General features: G+C 68.1%; 11 protein-coding genes. 4 read left to right on the top strand and 7 right to left on the bottom strand.

Annotation, left to right across the window (positions count from 1 at the left end; translation table 11 throughout):
* The first annotated feature begins 220 nt into the window (after positions 1 to 220).
* From VT84_RS00295 to VT84_RS00280, 3 genes are all read left to right on the top strand, one after another.
* Complete coding sequence (locus VT84_RS00295) at positions 221 to 1,042, top strand: transposase (RefSeq protein ID WP_204249694.1); 822 nt, start codon at positions 221 to 223, stop codon at positions 1,040 to 1,042.
* A gap of 51 nt (positions 1,043 to 1,093) precedes the next feature.
* Positions 1,094 to 1,939: a transposase family protein gene (locus VT84_RS00285; RefSeq protein ID WP_239465626.1), complete on the top strand. Its 846-nt coding sequence runs from the start codon at positions 1,094 to 1,096 to the stop codon at positions 1,937 to 1,939.
* Between the two features lie 111 nt (positions 1,940 to 2,050).
* Positions 2,051 to 2,821 carry a hypothetical protein gene (locus tag VT84_RS00280; protein WP_082838089.1) on the top strand — a complete coding sequence of 257 codons (771 nt, stop codon included), beginning with the start codon at positions 2,051 to 2,053 and terminating at the stop codon, positions 2,819 to 2,821.
* 69 nt (positions 2,822 to 2,890) lie between these two features.
* Here VT84_RS00280 and VT84_RS00275 read toward each other — a convergent pair whose 3' ends face one another.
* The 6 genes from VT84_RS00275 to VT84_RS00250 all read right to left on the bottom strand — a co-directional run bounded on the left by VT84_RS00275 (position 2,891) and on the right by VT84_RS00250 (position 16,338).
* Positions 2,891 to 6,889, bottom strand: coding sequence for a hypothetical protein (locus tag VT84_RS00275; RefSeq protein WP_082838088.1), 3,999 nt, complete (start codon positions 6,887 to 6,889; stop codon positions 2,891 to 2,893).
* A gap of 11 nt (positions 6,890 to 6,900) precedes the next feature.
* Positions 6,901 to 8,304, bottom strand: a complete 1,404-nt coding sequence (locus tag VT84_RS00270; protein WP_157469027.1) for a hypothetical protein — start codon at positions 8,302 to 8,304, stop codon at positions 6,901 to 6,903.
* A 14-nt stretch (positions 8,305 to 8,318) separates the two neighbouring features.
* Complete coding sequence (locus VT84_RS00265) at positions 8,319 to 8,912, bottom strand: hypothetical protein (RefSeq protein WP_082838086.1); 594 nt, start codon at positions 8,910 to 8,912, stop codon at positions 8,319 to 8,321.
* Positions 8,913 to 8,957: 45 nt separating this feature from the next.
* Complete coding sequence (locus VT84_RS00260) at positions 8,958 to 11,576, bottom strand: LamG domain-containing protein (RefSeq protein ID WP_082838085.1); 2,619 nt, start codon at positions 11,574 to 11,576, stop codon at positions 8,958 to 8,960.
* 82 nt (positions 11,577 to 11,658) lie between these two features.
* Positions 11,659 to 15,000 (bottom strand): hypothetical protein, encoded by a 3,342-nt coding sequence (locus tag VT84_RS00255; RefSeq protein ID WP_157469024.1) that lies wholly within the window; start codon positions 14,998 to 15,000, stop codon positions 11,659 to 11,661.
* A 324-nt stretch (positions 15,001 to 15,324) separates the two neighbouring features.
* Positions 15,325 to 16,338 carry an NAD-dependent epimerase/dehydratase family protein gene (locus VT84_RS00250; protein WP_082838083.1) on the bottom strand — a complete coding sequence of 338 codons (1,014 nt, stop codon included), beginning with the start codon at positions 16,336 to 16,338 and terminating at the stop codon, positions 15,325 to 15,327.
* Between the two features lie 167 nt (positions 16,339 to 16,505).
* On the opposite strand from VT84_RS00250, the gene VT84_RS00245 reads away from it, so the two are divergent.
* Entirely contained in the window at positions 16,506 to 17,816 is a 1,311-nt protein-coding gene (locus tag VT84_RS00245) for a DUF3299 domain-containing protein (RefSeq protein ID WP_082838082.1), read from the top strand.
* A 377-nt stretch (positions 17,817 to 18,193) separates the two neighbouring features.
* On the opposite strand, the gene rimO is transcribed toward VT84_RS00245, so the two are convergent.
* Positions 18,194 to 19,603: a 30S ribosomal protein S12 methylthiotransferase RimO gene (gene rimO, locus VT84_RS00240; protein WP_082838081.1), complete on the bottom strand. Its 1,410-nt coding sequence runs from the start codon at positions 19,601 to 19,603 to the stop codon at positions 18,194 to 18,196.
* Positions 19,604 to 20,011 lie beyond the last annotated feature (408 nt).

Below are 20,011 nucleotides of genomic sequence, written 5' to 3'. Positions count from 1 at the left end.
TCTTCCGACTCGAACCGGAGTCCAGGATGGTACCTTCACTCGCTACCGCCTTACGGCAGATCCGCGCCGACCTAGCTACCGCCCTCACGCCCGCAACGATCCGCCAGGCCCTCGGATGCGGATTCCCGGTTGCTCGTGTCCTCGCTCTGTTCCACGCCGGCACGGGTCTGCGCCTGAAGCTCCTGACCGCGCCTTTGCGCTCGCACGGAGTGGCCCAGGGGTGGTGGCGCCCACGTGCGCGCTCCAACCGGGCGATGTGCTCGTCGGGGATCGCGCGTTCGGTACCTTCGCACATCTGGCCGTTCTGACTCAGCGCGGCCTGCATGGTGTATTTCGCAACCGTCAGAACCGGATCGTCGATTTCGGCCCGAGGCGCCCACACGCCGTGCCCGGTTCACACCTGGGCCACGCGGGCCGGTCCCGCTCGCGTTGGGTCCGAACGCTGGGCACGTCGGACCAACCGGTCGATTGGTGCCGACCGCACGGGCTGACAACCGAACAATACGGCGCGTTGCCCCGGTTGCTGCGGATCCGGGAACTCGCGTACCGTGTGAATCGCCCGGGGTTCCGGGTCCGATCGGTGCCCCTGGTTACCACGTTGCTCGATCCGGTCACGTATCCGGCGGACGCACTGGCCGAGTTGTACCGCGCGCGGTGGGGCGTCGAAACCGATCTGGGGCACCTGAAGACGACACTCGGAATGGACGTACTGAAGTGCGCGACGGAAGCGGGTGTGTTGAAGGAGCTGATGGTGTTCGCCACCGTGTACAACTTGGTCCGCGTGGTAATGTGCGAGGCCGGGCACCGTCAGGGCGTGAGCCCGGAGCGGATCAACTTCGTGGACGCGCTGCGGTGGCTCACGTCCGCGCCCCGGGCACCCCGTTGCCCCGGTTGGTCATCAACCCGGTGCGACCCGATCGAATCGAGCCACGGTGTCAGAAGCGTCGAGCCAAGGAGTATCCCTACACGATCCGCCCCAGAGCTGAACTCCGCAGACGCATACGAGACCAACAACTTACACACTAGAGTCGCTGCACAATAGGGGCGGGGCGCATAGGTTTGGTGTATGAGCCACACGAGCCGCTTGAGGCGGATGCCGGACACGTTCCGGCAACTGACCGGGATCACGCCCGAGGCGTTCGACCAACTGTTGGCCGAACTCGAACCTCGCTACCCGCAGGCCGATACGAAGCGCAAGACCCGGCGGCCACGCCAACGGAAGCCGGGTGCGGGGCGTCAGTTCGCGCTCCCGCTGACCGACCGGTTGCTGATGCTGTTGGTGTACTACCGGACGTACACCACCCACGCGTTCCTCGGGTTCCTCTTCGGCATCGACCAGAGTTCCGTGTGCCGCAACATCAACCCGCTCCAACCGCTCCTCGCGGGCATCTTTCGCATCCCCGAGCGCCGGGTGGAGTTGGAACCCGACGAGATCCGCGAGCTTTTCTTCGACGCCACCGAGCGGGCCATTCCCCGGCCCTCCCGGGGGCAGAAGCGGTTCGACTCGGGGAAGAAGAAGCGCCACACCCTCAAGCACCAGGTGGTCGTCGTGCGGAAGCGAAAAGAGCCCGGCCGCGCCGGTCAAAAGCGCCGGGTGCGGATCGCCGCCGTGTCGAAGGCGTTCCCGGGCAAGACGCATGACAAGAAGATCCACGACCGCACTGGGGTGGTGTGCCCGGCCGGGGTGCGTCGGACCGGGGACACGGCGTACCTGGGGACCGGGCTGTGTACCCCACGACGGCGACCCCCGAAGGGTCAGTTGACGGCCCGCCAGAAGGCGGGGAACCGGCGCGTGTCGCGGCGCCGGATCGCGGTCGAGCACGGGATCGGGAAGATGAAGGTGTGGCGCATCGCGGCCGAGCGCTATCGGAACCCGCGCCGCCGGCACACCCTCATCATCAAGAACGTTGCCGGACTCCACAATCTCATGTACGCGTGAGGTCGAACACCCAGGGCGGCGCATCGGCTTCAACCGATCAACCGCTATTGTGCAGCGGCTCTACTAACTGAATGGCATTCCGGGAGAACCCTTTTCAATGCCGAACACCAGTTGCTCGGCGAACCGGAGGAAGCCGTCGCCCGGAGCCGGGACGCGGTCCAACTGGCGCGCGACGGGTCACAGCCGAGCACCCTTGTACTGGCCCTCCATTTCGCCGCCGTTCTGCACCAGTTCCGCGGCGACCCGGACACCGTGCGTGAGTACGCTTCGGCTAACCTGGCGGTAGCGATCGAACACCGGTTCGCGTTCTGGCAGGCCGGGGTAACGGTCCTGCTCGGCTGGGCGGGAGCCGCTACCGGGGCGGAAGGAACGGTGCTACTCGAACAGGGGATCGAGGCGTGGCGCGCGACGGGGAGCCGGACGTATCCGGCGTATTTCTTCGTTTTGCTCGCTGATGCCCGCTCAAGGGGCGGCGACACCGACGGAGCGCTGGCGGCACTGGACGAGGCCGACCGGGTGGGGGCCGTGACTCGCGAGCGCCTGTGTGAGTCAGAAGTCCACCGACTGCGGGGCGAGTTACTCGCCGGGCGAAGCACGGGGCGCGCGGAAGCTTCGCTGCGCACGGCCGTGACGACCGCGTGCGCGCAACAAGCCCGGGCGCTCGAACTCCGAGCGGCACTGAGCCTGGCGCGCTTCTTACGTGACCGGGCACCGAACGAGGCGCGTGCGGTGTTAGTCACAGCCACCACTCCTACCGGGGGGCTCCGCAACACCCCAGAGATGGCCGAAGCGCTGGCTCTTCTTCGGAGTTGCGCGCTCGTGCTGAACGATCTCGCGCCCGACGTTCCCGAACAACCGGGATCCAGACCGGGCACCCATTAGTTCCTGCTACAATTTGTCAATATTTAAATTATTAAATAATATTACAATTGATTTAATCCAGACACCAGCTTACCGACCGGGACCGGACGCCAGGACGCGAAAAGCGTGCGGGAGCGAGAAACCGGACGCATCGGTGACCGTCAGTTTCACTTCGGCCTCTTCCGCGCCCGCGGGCGCGTCCCAAATCACGGTACCCTTTTCGACCCGCATCCCGGTCGGCCCGGCGTCGAGGCGCACCTGGTGCTCGCCCCGACTCGACAGCACCGTCGGGGTGTACGTGAAGCGCTTCCCGGCGACGGCGGCCGGGGGCACGGACGTCACCACGAGGTGGTCCCGGCCCGCGTTCTTCAGTTCCGTCGCGAGATCGATCTTCCGGAGCACGACGGTCCGGTTGTCCCCCGCGACCGTACACAGGGCGCCCGCGCGGGGGTGATACAGGAAGCGGTTCACCGCGAGGTGACTCGGGACGCGGTCGTCCATCACGGTGCCCCCGCTCGTCGGTACCGTGTACGTGTTCTCGAACTCCTTGAAGTCCGACAGGGTGAACAGCTTGTGGTGCCCGGCGGAGTACAGCGTCAGTTCCGCGGCGGCGAGCGGCCCGTTCGGTCCCTTCGGCTCGGCCCCGCCCTTCGGAGCGATGCGGAGGTAGAACCCCGCGTCCGCTGTCGGAACCACGTACCCGGGAACAGCGCCCCCGACCTTACTCGTGAGGCCCGGGTCGATGACCCCGCCCGCGCTGAGCAGCAGGCGCCCGTCCGCGGTCGGGAGCGGGGTTCCGAGCGCGGTAACCGCCCAGAAGTCGTGATTCGCGTCCTCCTTCGTTTTGAGCGCGCGGCCGTCGCGAATTTGGCTCACGAGGATCCCGGCCCACCCGCCGCCCGCCGCGACCAGGAGCGACCCGTCGGCGGACACCTCCAGCGTGGTCGGTCCCCAGCCGAACATCCGGACGGGTACGTCCCGGATCTTGAGCGACTCCAGATCGATGTACGCGGTCCGCTTCGGGGTGCGCTGGTGGAAGAAGACCGGGCCGTCGGCCCCCGAACCCATCACGAACGAGGTGAGCGGGAACTTCGTCAGGTCCGCGGGCGCGTCCTCGCGCTTCAGGAGCTCGAGCTTCTCCAGGCCCCACACTTCAATTTTCTTGTCAGCCGGCGAGTAGATCACGACGACCCGCGCGCCGGCCGTAACGTGTGCCCCGACCGGCAGCGGGATCGTTTTGACCACTTTCGCGGTGTTCAGATCGACGACGGCCAGTCCCCTCCCGCCCTCCAACGTGACGAGCAGGAACCGGCCGCCGCCGCCGTAGACCATGTCGGTCGCGGCCACGGGCAGGCTAATCTCGGCGGTGTCCTTCACCCAGGCGGGGCGGAACCCGGCCGGGCGCGGCACCACGATCGGGGCCGGCTCCGCGGGTTCGCCCGCGACCGGCCCTGCCGGCGCCGGTGGCAACGGGCGCGGCACGTCCGCGGCGGCAACCACTTTCAGTTCAAACGTCTGAAACACGGTCTTCTGCGCGTCGTCGGTGACGCTCAGTGCGACGGTCACAGAAGGTTCGGCAAAGTCCTTCGGCACCGCCCAGGACACGACCCCGTTGGCGACCGTCATCCCGTCCGGCCCGATGTCCACTTTCAGCTTGGTCCCGGCCCTCTTCGAGCGGACCGCGGGCGCGTACTCGAACACCGTCCCGCGCACGGCGAGTGCCGGCGGGGGCGAGGTCACGAGCAGGTAGTCGCGGCCGCTCTTGACCAGCGGCGCCCACGGGTCGAGCTTGTACACCTCGACCTCTCGCTCGCCGTGCGGGAGCACCAGCACCACGCGCGCGGACTCGATGAACAGAACCCGCTCGTCGGGCGTGATCGCCTGCCGGTCCCACACGTTCACCCCGCGCGGGAGGTCCACCCGGTCCAGGTCCGCAAGGGGCTTCTCGTCGCCGACGAGGTGGAGCTTCAACTTGCTCGGCACCGTGTCGCTCCCGTGCGGGGCGTCGGCGACCTCGACGCTCAGGTAGAAGCCGTTCCCCTCGGCGGCCGGGATCGTGTAGGCGCTCCCGGTCAACTTCCCTCCAACCGCGACCCCGGCAGACGTGTAGAGCGTGTTCCCGTCCGGCGACGGGCAGACGTGCCCGTACACGTTGCCCCACCAGATCGGGACGCCCGTAAACTTCTTGCCGTCGAACGAAAAGGCCTGCGATCCCGCGTTGGTGTCCTTGCGGAACGCCGCGACCGATGTACCGCTGGCCGACACCCGAATACCGGCCGGCTGATTGAACCGCGCCGGCTCCACGCCCTTGAGCGGCAGCAGTTTCACCGGGTCCAACGGGGTCAACTTGTTGCCGAAGGCCCCGTCGGGTTTGGTGAGCACGAACACCGGCCCGTCGGCCGCGCTCGGCGCCAGCAAGCGGGCCACCGTCCCGGTCACCGGGTTGGCGAGCGTCGCTTCCTTCTCGAACGTGGCCAGGTCCCACCGCTGGATGACGTTCGCGGTCGGGTTCAGGACGAACACGTGGCGCGCGGTCCCCGCGATGAGCGCGTCGGCCTCTGCCAGCGGCAGGTACTTCACGACGCGCGCCGCGGACACGTCGAAGACCGCCACCTGTTTGGCCGCCGGCAACGCGAACACGACGAACCGCCCGCCCCCGGCCAAGCAGTACGCGCCGAACCGCTCCGGCAGTTTGACCGTCTTCAGGTTCGCTTCAAATTGTGGCGCAGTGATCGGGAACGCCGTCGGGCCGGCCGCGGTCCCCGGGGGGCGCGGGCCGGGCGCGGGCGCGACGGCCGGCTCCTTCGGGCCGGGCGCGGCCGGCGGCGGCTTCGGCGGGTCGGGAACGACGGCCGCCCCCGCGGGTTTCGCCACGACCGACACCCGGAACGTGTGGAACAGTTCCTGCCCGCTCGCGTCCGACACCGTCAAGATGACCGAGACCTCCTGTTTCACCATCGCGGCCGGTACGTCCCAGACCAGTTTCCCGTCGACCAGTTTCGCGCCCTCGGGTCCGGCGTCCAGTTTGAACTTCACCCCGCCCTTCTTCGACTTCACCACCGGCGCGTACTCGAACTTCGTCCCGGCGGCGGCCTCGCCCGGCGGCTCGGACGTCACGAGGAGGTAGTTCGCGCCCGACTTCGCGAGCAGCGCGTCGAAATCGAACGGGTGGACGATCAGCTCGTCGCGCCCCTTGCTGGGCACCACGACCGCGCGCTCGCGCGGGACGAGGTACACGTCCCGGTTGCTCGCGACGGGAACCTCGATTTGAGTGGTCGCGACCGGGGTGAACTGCCCCTCGACATAGATTTTGAGGGCGCCCGACCCGCTGCCGTCGAACCGCGGGCCGAACGGCGCTTCGACCTCGAAGAACAGGTTGCCGTGAACGGCCGGGAAGAACTCGCGCAACGAGGTGGGGGGCGCGGCCGGCGCCTCGCTCGGGTACACCCGGCGCATCTGGGCGTCGAGCACGCTGGTCCCGGTGTAGAAGTACCGGCCGCCCGGACCGGGGCGCGCGGTGTGTCCGTGGAATTCGTGCGTTTTCGCCTCCGCCTTCCCCTCGGAGACGGTGACAACGACGGACCCGCCGTGCGCGCCCCGCAGCCAGGCGAACGTCTGCCCGTCGGCCGACGCGCCCATCGTCTCCGGCGCGCCGGCCGGCAGCGCCGCGTTGTCCTTGACCGGCACCGGGCGGAGGGTGATCGGGTTGATGAGGAGGGCCTTTGCCCCGCCGAACCGGTCCGCCTTCGAGAACAGCAGCAGCGGCCCGGCGGCCCCGGCCCCCGTACACGCCGCGCTGAACGGGCCGTCGTCCGGGAGCTTGACCGTCGCCTCCTTCTCGAACGTCGCGAAGCTCCACCGCTGGAGCACCGCCGTGCCCGGATCGATCACGAACAGGTGGTCCCGCCCGGCCGCGAGGAGCAGCCCCTGGTCCGACGCGGGCAGGTATTTGACGACCTTCGCCTCCTTCACGTCGAACACGGCGATCTGCTTCAGCTTCGGCAGGTGCAGCGCGACGAACCGCCCACCGGCGCCGGCGGCCGTGGTCGTGAAGGGGGCCGGCAGTTTCACGACTTTTCCGTCGGTCACCGGCGCCGACTTTACGGGCTCGCTCTCGGGCGGACGGGCCGGAGGGGAGCGGTCCCGGGCGGCCGGACCGGAGGGGGGAACTCGATTTTCGGTGGATCGATCTTCGGCCCAAACGGGTTGGAATCGGGCGGGTCTTTCACGGGGGGATTGACCCGCGACGGCCCCTTCCGCGGCGGCCGGACCGCGACCGCGTCCTTCTTCGGAAAGACGAGTCGAAAGGCCTGCGTGTCCCGGCGCCCGGTCGGGTCGGAAGCGGCGAGTTTCACGTCGCAGAACGGCGGCGGGTCGAGCGGCGGCGTCCAATTGACGGCGCCGTTGGGGGCCAGTGCCATTGTCGACGGGTGGTCTTCGAGGCGGAACGTGACCGGCCCGTTCCGGGAGACCGCGGTGGGCTGGTACGCGAACGGGCGCCCGGTCCGCGGGAACGCGGGCGGGACCGAAGTGAACAAAACGTCGCGGTTCGCGCGGGCGAGCATCGCCGGCAGGTCGACGGGGAAGACGCGCGCGCGGGCCTCGCCCGGTGGGGCGAACACGAGCGCTCCCGGCGCCGGGGCGAACACCACGCGCCGCGCGACCTTGGCCACCCAGTCGGGGTCGGTCGCCGCCCACGCCGCGATCGCGTCGCCGCCGGGCAATTCGCCGAACGGTTGCGGGTCCGGTCCGAGGTGCAGGAAGAGCTTCACGGTCGTCGGCCGCGCCTGCGTGTACTCCACGGAGAGGACGAACGGGCCGCCGGGCGCGGGGAAGTAGTGGCGCTGCGTCCCGGGCGGTAGTGGCGCCGGGGGCAGTTTCTGCCCGTCGGGGCCGAGCAGGTCCGCGCCCAAGAACGAGCGCCCGTCCGGGGCCGGCACGTGCGCACCGGCGGTCCCGAGCGCGCCGGCCTTGTACTTGTGGTCGCTGTAAGTGAACCACCGGCTCCCCAGGGTCACCGACCGGCCGTCGGCGCTGACCCCGGCCGACAACAGGGGCGCGGCCGTGGCGAACGGGAAGGCGCGATCGGGTAACAGGTCCTGGCCGTCGATCGGCGCCTTCAACTCCTCGAACGTGTCGGTATCGGCCAGGCGCACCCACACCCGCCCGTCGGCCCCGCGCGAAACGTGCAAAAGTGGGCCGTCGGACGCCGACCCGACCGCCAAGTGGAGTAGCTCGAACGCGGTCGGCGCGAGCGTCGTGGTCGCAGCGCCCGCACCGGTCCGCAGGTCGTACCGCGTGACCTGGCCGTTATTTTTCCGGGCAACGAACAACTTGTCGCGGCTCGCGGTCACGAGCGCGTCGGGTGTGTCCCACGGGAGCGCCCCCGTCACGCGCCCCAGCACGGCGTCGTACAAGACGATGTCGCCGGAGGTCGCGAGCTGGAAGACCAGGTGCCGCCCGCCCCCGCCGGCGGTCACGGAGGCGACCGGCGTGGCGAACATCAGCCCGTCCTTCGTCACCGTGGGCTGGCCGCGCTTGGGCGGTTTCGGCTCGGCCTTGCGCTCGGGTTCGGGCTTCCGGTCCGGCCGGGTTGCGGTTTGACCTCGGGTTTCGGTTTGGTCTCGGGTTGCGGCTTGGTTTCGGGCTTCGGTTCGGGCGGCGGGGCCGGGGTTTCGGCCGCCGTTTGCAATTCGGGTTGCGGCTCGGCCGGCGCGGTCAAGGCGCGCACGGTGAGGGCGCCGCCGACGGCCCCACCGACGAGCCCGAGCGCGGCGATGGCAACGAGTGCCGCCCGTGCGCGACCCGCGCGAGGTGCCCCCACTCGGGGCGCAGCGCGTTCACCCGCGCGCGGCTTCCGGCGCGGGCGTTCGGCAGCGGGCTCCGCGCGCGGCTCGTCCGCGTCCGGTGGGGGAACGGGTAGGGCAACGGGTCGATCCACCGCCCCGCGCGCCGGCGCCGGTGCGGGCACGGGCGGGTCCGCGAACGCGGCCACCGGCGCGACCATCCGGATGCGCGCGCCGCACTTGGTACACTGACCAGTGCGCCCGAGCGCCTCCGGCGGAACGAGGCCCACCGTCCGACACGACGGACACGCTACGCTCACGGGCATCGGGGCACCTGCCGTTCGAGAAAAATCGGGGGCGCGGCCGGTGAATCACTTGGCCCGGCCCGACAGTTTCTTGATCTCGTCGTCGGTCAAAACACGGTCGAACAAACAGAACTCGTCGAAGTCCGCCGTAAACGCCGTCCCTTGTTGGCACCCCAGGGCGAGTTCCGTGAACCGGAACTCACCGGAGTACGTGCCGCCCGTGGTGACCGCCCGGGGCTCGCCGTTCACGGCCCAGCGCACGGTCCCCTTGTCGTCACGGGTCAGCACCAGGTGGACCCACTCTTTCGTCGCCGGGAACTCGATGATACCGGAGGCCTGCGGTGCCCGGCCGGTCCCGGGCACCCCTTCGCAGATCAGCATCTCGATACCCGTTTTGGTGCGGTCGAACCCGAAGAGCCGGAACTTCTGGCTGTCGCTAAGTTTCCCGTGGACCAGCTTAGACAAGCGCCCCCAGTCGTCGGTACGGACCCACACGGCCCAGGTGAACGGTTTCCCCGCACCGACCGCCAGCGCGTCCGCACTGGTACCCAGGTCCAGCCCCTCGCGCGGGTCGTTGATCTGCCCCTTCGTGGCCACCCGGATCCCCTTCCCCCGTACACCGGGCACCAGCTCCAGCCCTTGCCCCTTGCCGACCAGCTTCCCGCTCACGGACTCTCGCACCGCGGTGCCCTCGATCGCGTCGCACGGCAGGTGGAACCGCAGCCCCGGGAAGTCGCTCGCGGCGGGCACCGCGCCCGCGGGCCGGACCGGGTCCGCGGGCGCGGCCGGTCCCGGCTTCTGCCCGGCGAGCTGCGCGAGTTCGTCCGCGGTCAGCGCGCGGTTGAACAAGCAGACCTCGTCGACGTCACAGATCGAGACCCCCGCCAGGCTCCGCACGAAACCGATTCGGTCGTAGCGCAGTTCGATCCGCCCGCTTTGCGGGTTCGGCGCCGGAACCCCGTTCACCACGAGCCGCATTTCGTTCTTGGGGTTGCGCACGAGCGCGACGTGGGTCCAGCGCCCGGGTTCCGGCAGAGGGGCCATGACCCGCTGCGATACGCCCGCCTGGGTGGGACCGTTCGGGTGATCCTCGTAGAGGGCGTCGGCGAGCCGCTGGAGCGGGTTCAGTGCGAGGTGCAGCCCCCGGTGCTCCTTCGGTCCCGGGACCGTGTGCCCGTCGAACGCCAGGACGAAGTTCGGCGCGCGCGGTCCGTCGGCCACTGGACGCGCCCAGAACGCGAGGGTGAACGGCCGGTCCACCGCGACGACGAACTTGTCGTTCTGGTCGGACAGGTCCAGGGCGTAAAGGACCGGGCTGAGCGCCTCGTGGGTCAGTCGGAGCGCCTTACCGCGGGCGCCGTCGGTCAGTTGCAGCCCGGCCCCCTTGCCCACCTGTTTGCCCGATACGCTCTCCGTAACCGTACCGTCGGACGCGGCGTCACAGTCCAGGTAAAACTGCAACCCCTCGAACGCGGTCGCCGGCGGGACCGGGTGCGGGGTGGCGATCGGTGCCGCCGTACCCGGCTGGGGCGCGGTGCCCACCGGCGGCGGCGGGGAGGGCCAACGGGGAGGGTCGTCCGGGGGCGGAGACTCTCCGACCGGGCGCCCGCCGAGTCGCGCGAGTTCGTCGGGCGCCAGTGCCCGGTCGAACAGACACAACTCGTCCACCTCCACCGTCATCGCGCCGCTCGCCCAAAACATCCCCAGCGTCTCGAACTCGATCGGGAACGGGTACTTGAGGACGAAGGCCTGCTGCCGCCCGTTGACGAGCGCCTGCACCTGGTTCTTCTGGGACCGGATCAGGACCAGGTGGAGCCACTCGCCCTGGGGCGGTGTTTTGAACAACGGGTTCGCGGCGTTTTGCCTCTGCCCGGTCGAGCGGCCGGTCACGGAGTGCGACGCGAGGATCCGCCCGAAGTCCCGCTCCAGACCGATCCGCAGTTGGAGGTGGTCGTTCGTTCCCGGTACGGGCTTACTTTCCCCGACGAACACGTTCAGCGACGGGGTGAAGGTGCTCGCGGAGGGTTCCACCCGCACCCACAGGGAGAACGTGAAGGGGTGCTCCGCCGGGACGCGGAACGCGCCCGCCTGATCGCCCAGCGCGAGCGCGGGCGCCGACCAGGAACCGGGAACGCTCACGCGGAGGGCCTTCCCGCGCTGCCCGTTCGTCAGTGTGCCACCGGTGAGCGTGCCGACCGCCTTCCCGGACACGACTTCCGGCACCGCGGTACCGCTAATCGAGTCGAACGGCAGGTAGAACTTCAGTCCCGGGAACGCGGTGGCCGCGGGGACCGGTCCGTCGTTCACCGACGGGTCGCGATCGGACGCTTCCTGTGTCCCCTCGGGTGCCGGCTTCTCCGCGCCCGGGCGCGGGTCGCGCCCGACGAGCAGAAACCCGCCCGCCCCCGCCGCCGCGCCCACGGCGCCCGATCCCAACAGCACCCACAGCCACAGCAGAGATCCGCGGCGCGCCGGGACCGGGCGCCGCTCAGCGCGCGCCGGGGACCGATCGGCCGGTTCGTCTTCGTTTTCGGGAATCTCGAGGACGGGCGCGGGCGAGGGCCGCTGCGCGCCGGGCACCCGTAGCTTGCGCCCGCACCCCGGGCACGGGACGACCCGACCGATCTCGTGCGCACCCGGCACCAGCACGGCGCGGCACGCCGGGCACGCCAAACGAACTGACATACGCACTCCGGGGGCCGGGAACGCACCAAAGAAAAGCGGTCCGGGGCAACCGAGTGGGCGCCCGGGACCGGCACGCGGGTACTTACGGACGGGACCGGACCGGCAGCGCGAACGTGTGAAACGTCTCCTGACCGGACGCATCCGATACCGTCAGGATGACGGGCGCGGACCCGTCGGCGAAGTTGGCCGGCACGTTCCAGGTGACGGTCCCGTCGGCGGACACCTTCATGCCCTCGGGCCCGGCGTCCAGCTTGATCTTCACCCCGCCCTTCTTCGATTTCACCTCGGGCTTGTAGCTGAACGCCGCGCCGGTCACCGCGGCCGGGGGCCGGCTGACCACGAACAGGTAATCGATCCCGGCCTTCTCCAAGAGCGCCTCGACCTCGATCTTGTGGACGATCACCTTGTCCCCCGCGCCGTTGAGGAGCACCAGCGCGTGCGCGTCCGGAACGAGGAACGCGCGGTCGCTCACCGGCAGCGTGGCGCGCCCCCCGGGGGCCATAGCCCCCCACGGGTCCAGTGGCAGGTCCAACCCGGCGAGGGCGCCGAGTTCGACCAGCGGGCGGGCCTCGCCGAGCATCCGCAGCGTGACCTTGGTGTCGGTCTTGTTGTTGAACCGGTCCGGCCCGGACACGGTCAGAAACAGCCGGCCGTGGGCGGGGGGAATCGGTTGCCCGCTCAGCCCCTTCGCGTCGCCGAGCGCCTTGAGTTCCGGGGTGTACAGCGCCCCGGCGGTGAACAGCGTTCCGTCCGGGCCGGGCAGGATCGCGCCGACCGAGGTGTGTTCGTAGTACGACTTGGCGCCCTCGTCCCCGACCACCATGCTGGACAGACCCGACGGGCTGAGCCCCATCGTCCACCACGCGAACACGCGCCCGTCGGCCGAAACGCGCGCCGACGGCGGGTACTGCGGGTGGCCGGCCATGCCGCCCATTCCGCCGCCGCCGTTGGCCCCGGCGCCGAGTTCGATCTCCTTGAACGTTTTGCCGTCGAGTGCGCGGTTCGGCCCGACGACGAACACCGGCCCGTCGGTCGCGTGCCCGACGAGCAACTGCCGGGGCGTGCCCTTGAGCGGGTTGGCGACCGTCAGCTCCTTCTCGAACGTCTTCAGGTTCCACCGCTGGACGACGTTGGCGGTCGGGTTGAGGACGAACAGGTGCTCGTTGCCGGCGGCGATGAGCGCGCCCTCTTCGCCCAGCGGCAGGTACTTCACCACCTTCCCCTCGCACACGTCCAGCACCGCGACCTGCTTCACCTTGGGAACGCGGAACAGGACGTAGCGCCCGTTCCCGCCCATACAGGTCATGTCCGCGCTCCCAGGGAGCTTGATCTCCGACTTGTCGGCCGCTTTCGTCGGGGTGATCTTCGCGGGGGCCGCCGCCGGGCGCACGAACCCCGGCTTCGGGTCGCGCGCCGGGGCCGCCGGGCGCTTGGGCTCCGGGACCGCACCCGGGGCCGCCGGGCGCTTGGGCTCCGGGCGCTTGGGCTCCGGATCGGGTTCCTTGACCGCGACCGCGTGCGGCGCGACCGCGCGGGTCAGCGCGAAGGTGTGGAACACCTCCTGACCGGACTTGTCGGACACGGTGAGGATGACCGTGTCGCTCCCGGCCCAGTCCTTCGGTACGGCCCACGTCACCGTGTCGTCGGCCGCGACCTTCAGCCCTTCGGGGCCGGCGTCCACCTTGACCGTCACGCCGCCCTGTTTGGACTTCACCCCGACCTTGTACGTGTACGGCTTGCCCGGCTCGGCCGCGGGCGGGCGGCTGGACACGAACAGGTAATCCACGCCCGACTTGTCCAGTTCGGACTGCAGATCGAACTTGCGCAGGTGCAGCGCGTCGTTCGTCGGAGCGATCCAGGCGATCAGCCCCCCCGCCGGGGTGAACAGGAACCGCTTGTCCCGGGTGAAATCGGTCGCGGCCCAGGCGTCCGAACCGAGCGCGACGCCGATGTCACCGAGGGACACGATGGGGCGGTCGTCCGTGGTGCGGAAGACGCTCGCCTTCGTCGCGCGGGGCTGGTTCGGATCGGGGAACCCGAAGTCGTCGCTCTTCGCCGGCGCGAACGACAGGTACCAGTCGCCCTGTTGGGCGGGAATCCGGGTGCCGGCGCCCCACTCCTTCTTGCCGATGGCCTTCAGTTCCGGGGTGTAGACCCCCGTGTCGGTGAGCAAGTGGCCGTCGGCCGCGGGCACCACGTTCCCGGCCGACGTGTGCTCGTTGTAAGCCTTCACACCGGTTTCCGAGACGACCAGCCCGTTCAACCCGGTCGGGGTGTGGCTCGTGGCCCACGCCCCGTACACGCGCCCGTCCGGGCTGGCCCGGTAGTGCATCGCGTCGCGGAACGAGGCCGTCAGCGCGCGCCCGCCCGCGTTGTTGCCGGCGTCGAGTTCCTTCAGCGTGGTGATGTCGAGGAACGTCACCGGGGCCTGGGCCAGCGCGTCGGTCCCCTTCCCGTAGAAGACGAGCATCGGGCCGGCACTGGCCGCGCCCAGGCACGTCTGTTTGACGGTACCGCGGAACGGGAGCTTGGCCGTCACCTCCTTCTCGAAGGTGCCCAGGTCGTAGCGCACGATCACTTCGGTGTCGGGGTACACGACCAGCAATTTGTTCATGCCCGCCGCGAGGCACGCGCTGCCCCCGGCCAGCGGAATGTACTTGGTCACCTTCGCCTGGTTCACGTCGAAGACCGCGACCTGTTTCTGATCCGAAAGGAGCAAGCACCAGTACCGCCCGCCGCCGCCGACGACGGCGTCCGACACCTTGCCCGGGAGCTTGAGTTCGACCGCGTCCTTGTCGAGCGGCGCCGGTTTCAGTTCGACCGCGACCGGAACCGGGAACGTGAGCTTGCCCGTGGGCGCGGCCGGCTCCGGGGCGCCCGGAGCCGGGAACCCGGGCGGATTGAACGGCTGCCCCAAGGGGGGAACCATCTGACCGAACGGCGGGCGCCCGAAGGGGGGAACCATTGGCTGATTGAGCGGCGGGCGCCCGGGGGGTACGATCGGCGGCTCGGGCGGGAACACCGGAACACCGGCGTTGGGTTCTCGGTCGACCGGCGGCGGTTCGGTGACCGGGTCCGGCGCGCTCACCTTGGGTGGTTGGGGATTGTTCGGGGTGCTCGGGGCACTCGGGGGCACCGACGGGACCGGTTTGGGAGTGACTTCCGGCTTCGGCGCGGGTTCCGGTTTCGGCTCCGGGGCCCGTTCCGCGGGCGGATCGGCCTGCGCCGTCTCGTCGGGCTTGGGTTTGTCAAACGCCCCCGTGATGACCAGCACGCAGCAGGTCACAACCACGGTCGCACCGAGCGCGAGCGCGCCGAACACGAGCCCCAGTATCAGAACGACCCGGCGCGTGGCCCCGTCGTCGTCGGGGATGGGCTCCAGTTCCTTCTCCGGCACGGGAGCGGACCGGACCCGGCTCGGCACGGTAAACGTGCCGTCACAGGCGGCACACTGCGCGCGCTTACCCACTTGGGCAGGTGTAACGGTGACAGGCTCTTCACAATACGGGCAATTGTGGAGGTATCGCACCTTCGGCCCTACAGCATGGAGGACGTTTAAAGAGAGGTATGAGAAAAATCACTGTACCGATCACAGACAAATCCCGCAACGGAATTGCGCCTCGCGCTACGCCCGACCTTCACATTCATTTCCGCTCTGAAAATCGTTCCCGAATGAAACACCGCGCGCGGTTGCCGAGGCCTCGCGAGGGCAGCACCTCGCGCTCGCGCCCTTTCCCGTGCTCCTGCTTCAGTTGGCCGACACGTGCCCCTTGTACCAGTCGAGCGCCTGCTTCATCCCCTCATCGAACAGCACGCGCGGGGTGTACCCGAGTTTGGTCCGCGCCTTCGCGATGGAGAAGTCGAGGTTCAGTCCGGCGAACTTCAGTTGCGCCTGGGTGATGCGCGGCGGGTGCGGCTTGTTTTTCCGCCGGAACACGCCCTCGCGCCAGTTCGCCCCCATGCGCGCGAGCCACACCGGAACCGGCGGGAACCCGCGCGGGCGCTTCAGCCCCAGCCCGTCCGCCACCGTCTCGAAGAACCGGCGCTTGCTCACGAACTCGCCGTCGGTGATGTTGAACACTTCGCCCACTGTGCCTTCCGCCGGCGCGTCGATGGCGAGCAGCACCGCGTCCGCGATGTTGCCCACGAACGTCGTGTTCAGCGCGAAGCGCCCGCGCGCGATGTACATGACGCTCCGCTCTTTCAACCGGTCCGCGAGGCGCGGGAGCACCGTGCGGTCGCGCGGGCCGTACACGAACCCCGGACGCAGGATCACGACCGGCACCTTTTGCTTGCGGTGGTACTGGAGCGCGAGGCGCTCGGCCTCGACCTTCGATTGCGTGTAGCCGTCGATGTGGTCGCTCGGCAGCGGCTCGGTTTCGTCCGTGCCGTAATGGTGCCGGGCCGCGTACACCCCCAGCGAACTGACGTGAACGACCCGGTGGAGCGACCGACCCAGGGTCGCGTCGAGCAAGTGACGCAGCCCCTCCACGTTCACCGCGCGGTACCCGTCCACGTGCCCCCAGTCTCCGACCTTCGCGGCGCAGTTCACGACGACGTCGCAGCCCTCGACCGCGCGCGTAAGCGCTTCCGAATCCGTAAGATCCCCGCGAATCACGGTAGCCCCGAGCGATTCGAGGAACGCGGTATCGCTCCCCGCGCGGGCGAGCGTGCGAACCGCGTCCCCGCGGCGAACGAGCGCGTCGGCGACGTGCGAACCGACGAACCCGGTCGCACCGGTGAGTAGAATCGTGTGAGGCATCGCGTGTCCCGAGTTCCGCGGTCCGGGGTCCGTGCGGGAACCCGGAGCTTTGCTGATTGCGAAGCAGCGGATGTTCTGGGAAACGGTGCGAGAACGGCAAGGTTCGGAGGAACCGAACCGGGTATAGTGAAATCACCTGAGAAACGGCACCGCGGGGACCGGGCGCGATGAACGCATTCTGTGGACGGGCAGTCGTGTGCGCTCTCGTGGCGCTGGTGGTGCCGGTGGGGGCGCGGGCCGGATTGCACTATTCCGGTGAGCAATTCGCGGAGTTGCCGAGCCGCCCGTCGGGGTTCCTGACCGATCACCGTGCTCTGAGGGCCGCCGGGCGTGAGCGCCCCGATGGGTTGCCGTCCCCCCTCCGTGACGACTACCTCGCGGCTGCCACGCGACTGGAGAAGCTCGCGAAAACACGGGCGCTGACGGCCGATGAGGTCGCGGACCTCGGTGCGGTTTACGTGCGGCTCGGTAAAGCGGAGAGCGCACTCAATGCACTCGTTCCCGCTGCCCGCAAGTTCCCTGAACACTTCCGAATCGCGGCGAATCTTGGCACCGCGTTCCAACTGACGGGCGATCTCGAACGCGCGGGCGTGCAGCTCGAAGAAGCCGTTCGACTCGCCCCCGCGAAACTCAAACCGTTCGAGCAGGCGCACCTCAAACTCGTGCGCCTGCGACTCAAGGAAGGTAAGGCCGCGAACCAGCCGACGACGATCGATGACCTGTTCGGAATGAAGTTTGTCGGCGCGTCCGGTTCACCCGAAGCGGGCGCGCTCGTAGACGCAGAGTGGAAGAAGCTCCCCGCTGACGCACTCACTACCGTCGAACAACTCGCGCTCTGGCTGCCCGCGGATGCGCGTCTCCTGTGGCAGTTCGGCGAAGTGTGTAACGCTCTCGGTGACGTGCGCGCCGCCGCCGCCGCTCTCGACGGCTGCGTCACCGAGTTCGCGCTCGGGTCGCCTGACCTTCGCAAGCGCCGGCTCGTGTACCGCGCCGCGGCCGACGAACTCGCGAAGAAACCGGGCCACGAACAGCACCGCGGGACGCTGAAAACCAAGTCGTCGCGCCCACTGATTAAGGCGTTCGACGAGGCACTCCTGCCCACGATCGAGAACGACAAGACCAACGTCCTACCCTGGCCGGTTCTCGCCGCGACAAGCATCAATGCCAAAGGGCAACCGGCGTTCGCGAAATACCTGGAGCAACTCGACGGCAAGACGGTCGCGCTCACCGGGTTCATGCAACCGGTGAAGGACGAACTCGCGGCGCGGGAGTTTCTGCTACTCGAATATCCGGTGGGGTGCTGGTTCTGCGAAGTGCCCGATCCGACCGGCCTACTAAACGTGGAACTGAAAGCGGGCAAAACGGCCGAGTTCCGCAAGGGGCTCATCAAAGTAACCGGTACCCTCGTGCTCAATCGCTCGGACCCCGAGGGGTATCTCTTCTCGCTAAAAGACGCCCGAATCGGTGAGGCTGATTAAGGTAGGAGTGAAGGCGCCACGGATAAACACAGAGAACACGGATTAAGCAGAACAGAGATCCGCGGATCGGAACCGAATGTTTTTTGCCTGATCCGTGTTCTCTGTGTTTATCCGCGGCTCTTCCTTACCCGCCAGAAAACGAAAACAGCCGGGAATCTCCCGGCTGCTCGCTGCGACACTGTCGTGGTGTTTTAGCGCACGCCACCCTTGTACTTCTTCGTGCTGCGGAGTTTGTGCTTGCGGGCCTTGCGGCGCTTCTTGGAGGCGTTCCGCTGGCTCTTCGGTGCGTGTTGAATACCCATTGTCGGTTCTCCGGTATGTGTGTGCGAAGACCGGCATTCTAGCGGGGCCGGTAGCCTTTGCCCACGCCACTCACCTCACCACGGTTTGCCCAGTGCCTTTGCGGTAAGATCGTAACCGTCGGCGGCGGTGATTTTCGCCCGCACGAAGTCGCCGGGCTTGAGGTTTTTGCCCTTCACTCGTACTTCGCAATCGATTTCCGGCGCGTCCGCGTAGGTGCGCCCGCGGAAGTGGTTCGCGAACTCCGGGTCCGGGCCGTCGATAATGACCGGGTGCTCTTTATCGACCTGGGCCTCCGCCCACCCGAACGCGACCCGCTGTTGCACTTCCATGATCGCGGCCACGCGCGCCTGCTTTACATCTTCCGGAATGTGGCCGTCGAGCTTTTCTGCCGGCGTGCCCGGTTCGAGTGAGTAGGGGAACACGCCGACGCGCTCGAATTTGAAGTCCGCAACGAATTGCTTGAGTTCCTCGTATTCCGCATCAGTTTCGCCGGGGAATCCCGTGATGAACGTGGTGCGGATCGCGAGGTCCGGCCACTTCTCGCGCAACCGCAGGAGCAGTTTTTCGGTCGCGGCGCGGTCCACACGGCGGATCATGCGTTTCAGCACGCGGTCGTTGATGTGCTGGAGCGGCATGTCCAGGTACGGAATGATCTTTTTGGCGCCGGCGAACGTTTCGATCAGCTCGTCCGAAATGTGTTCGGGGTAGGCGTAGAGCGTGCGAACCCACTCGATGCCGTCTACCTTGTCCAACTCGCGCAGCAATTCCGCGAGCCGCGTGCGGCCGTACAGGTCCATTCCGTAGTACGTGGTGTCTTGGGCCACGATAATGAGTTCGCGCACGCCGTCGGCGACGAGTTCGTGTGCCTCGCGGATGATTTCCTCGATCGGCTTCGTCACGTGCTTCCCGCGCATTTTCGGGATCGCACAGTACGTGCAGAGCCGGTCGCACCCCTCGCTGATCTTGAGGTACGCGAAGTGACGCGGGGTGATGCGGAGGCGGGCAGTATCCTCAAGAGCACGGACCGGGGCCGGGCGGAACAGAGACTTCTGCTCGTCGCGCTGGGAGACGGCGCGGTCCACGACGTCCGCGATCTCTTCGCGCCCGAACACGCCGACGATTTGATCGACCTCGGGCACCTGTTCGAGGAGCACGTCGCGCTGGCGCTCGGCCATGCACCCGGCCACGACCACCGCGCCGACCTTGCCGGCCCTCTTGAGATCGAGCATCTCGCGGATGACCGCGAGCGACTCCTGGCGGGCCGGCTCGATGAACCCGCACGTGTTCACGATGACCACGTCCGCGCCGTCGGCCCCGGGCTGGAGGGCGTAACCGTCTTGCGCGAGTTTGCCGAGCATGCGCTCGCTGTCCACGGTGTTCTTCGGGCAGCCCAAACTAATGAATGCGTAGTTGCCCTTGGATTCGGGGGCGCCAGGCGCGCCGGTTCCGGGAGTTGAGGTCAGCGGGAGACTCTTCACGGACATTCGGTGGTGGTCCGGCGTGGTGTTCGGCAAAGATCGAACTGTTTTTATAGAGGCTCAGAACGGAACGTGTCAAGCGGTATGGTCCCACCATTTAGGGAGGCCGTTACAAACATTATTCTCACGTGTTCGATTGTGAAGCACTCCACCCGCGGGTCGTGGAAGTATCGATTAGGTTGTTACAAACATTAATTCCCAAGTGTCCGGTTGTCGGGCGCCGGGGCCAATCAACTATCACAATTGATGACAGATTAGGTTCAGATCGTTGATAAGTACCGTCGCCGGTAGGCTCGGGAACCCGTTCTTTGGTCGATGTTTAGCAATTGTCGCATTTTCATGTGACATACACGACGCTTGGCTCCTGCATCCACGAAATCCAAGGTTTCGCGCCTCGACAGCACAATTCCGAGA

It is taken from the genome of Gemmata sp. SH-PL17, assembly GCF_001610855.1.
Lineage (GTDB): Bacteria > Planctomycetota > Planctomycetia > Gemmatales > Gemmataceae > Gemmata > Gemmata massiliana.
This window is presented reverse-complemented; position numbering and strand designations above follow the sequence as displayed.

Bases quoted from the DNA above. Each gene is read 5' to 3' on its own strand.
- VT84_RS00285 (WP_239465626.1), top strand. From the start codon at position 1,094: ATGCCGGACACGTTCCGGCAACTGACCGGGATCACGCCCGAGGCGTTC.
- VT84_RS00270 (WP_157469027.1), bottom strand. From the start codon at position 8,304: ATGTTCGCCACGCCGGTCGCCTCCGTGACCGCCGGCGGGGGCGGGCGG.
- VT84_RS00265 (WP_082838086.1), bottom strand. From the start codon at position 8,912: ATGCCCGTGAGCGTAGCGTGTCCGTCGTGTCGGACGGTGGGCCTCGTT.
- VT84_RS00260 (WP_082838085.1), bottom strand. From the start codon at position 11,576: ATGTCAGTTCGTTTGGCGTGCCCGGCGTGCCGCGCCGTGCTGGTGCCG.
- VT84_RS00250 (WP_082838083.1), bottom strand. From the start codon at position 16,338: ATGCCTCACACGATTCTACTCACCGGTGCGACCGGGTTCGTCGGTTCG.
- VT84_RS00245 (WP_082838082.1), top strand. From the start codon at position 16,506: ATGAACGCATTCTGTGGACGGGCAGTCGTGTGCGCTCTCGTGGCGCTG.
- rimO (WP_082838081.1), bottom strand. From the start codon at position 19,603: ATGTCCGTGAAGAGTCTCCCGCTGACCTCAACTCCCGGAACCGGCGCG.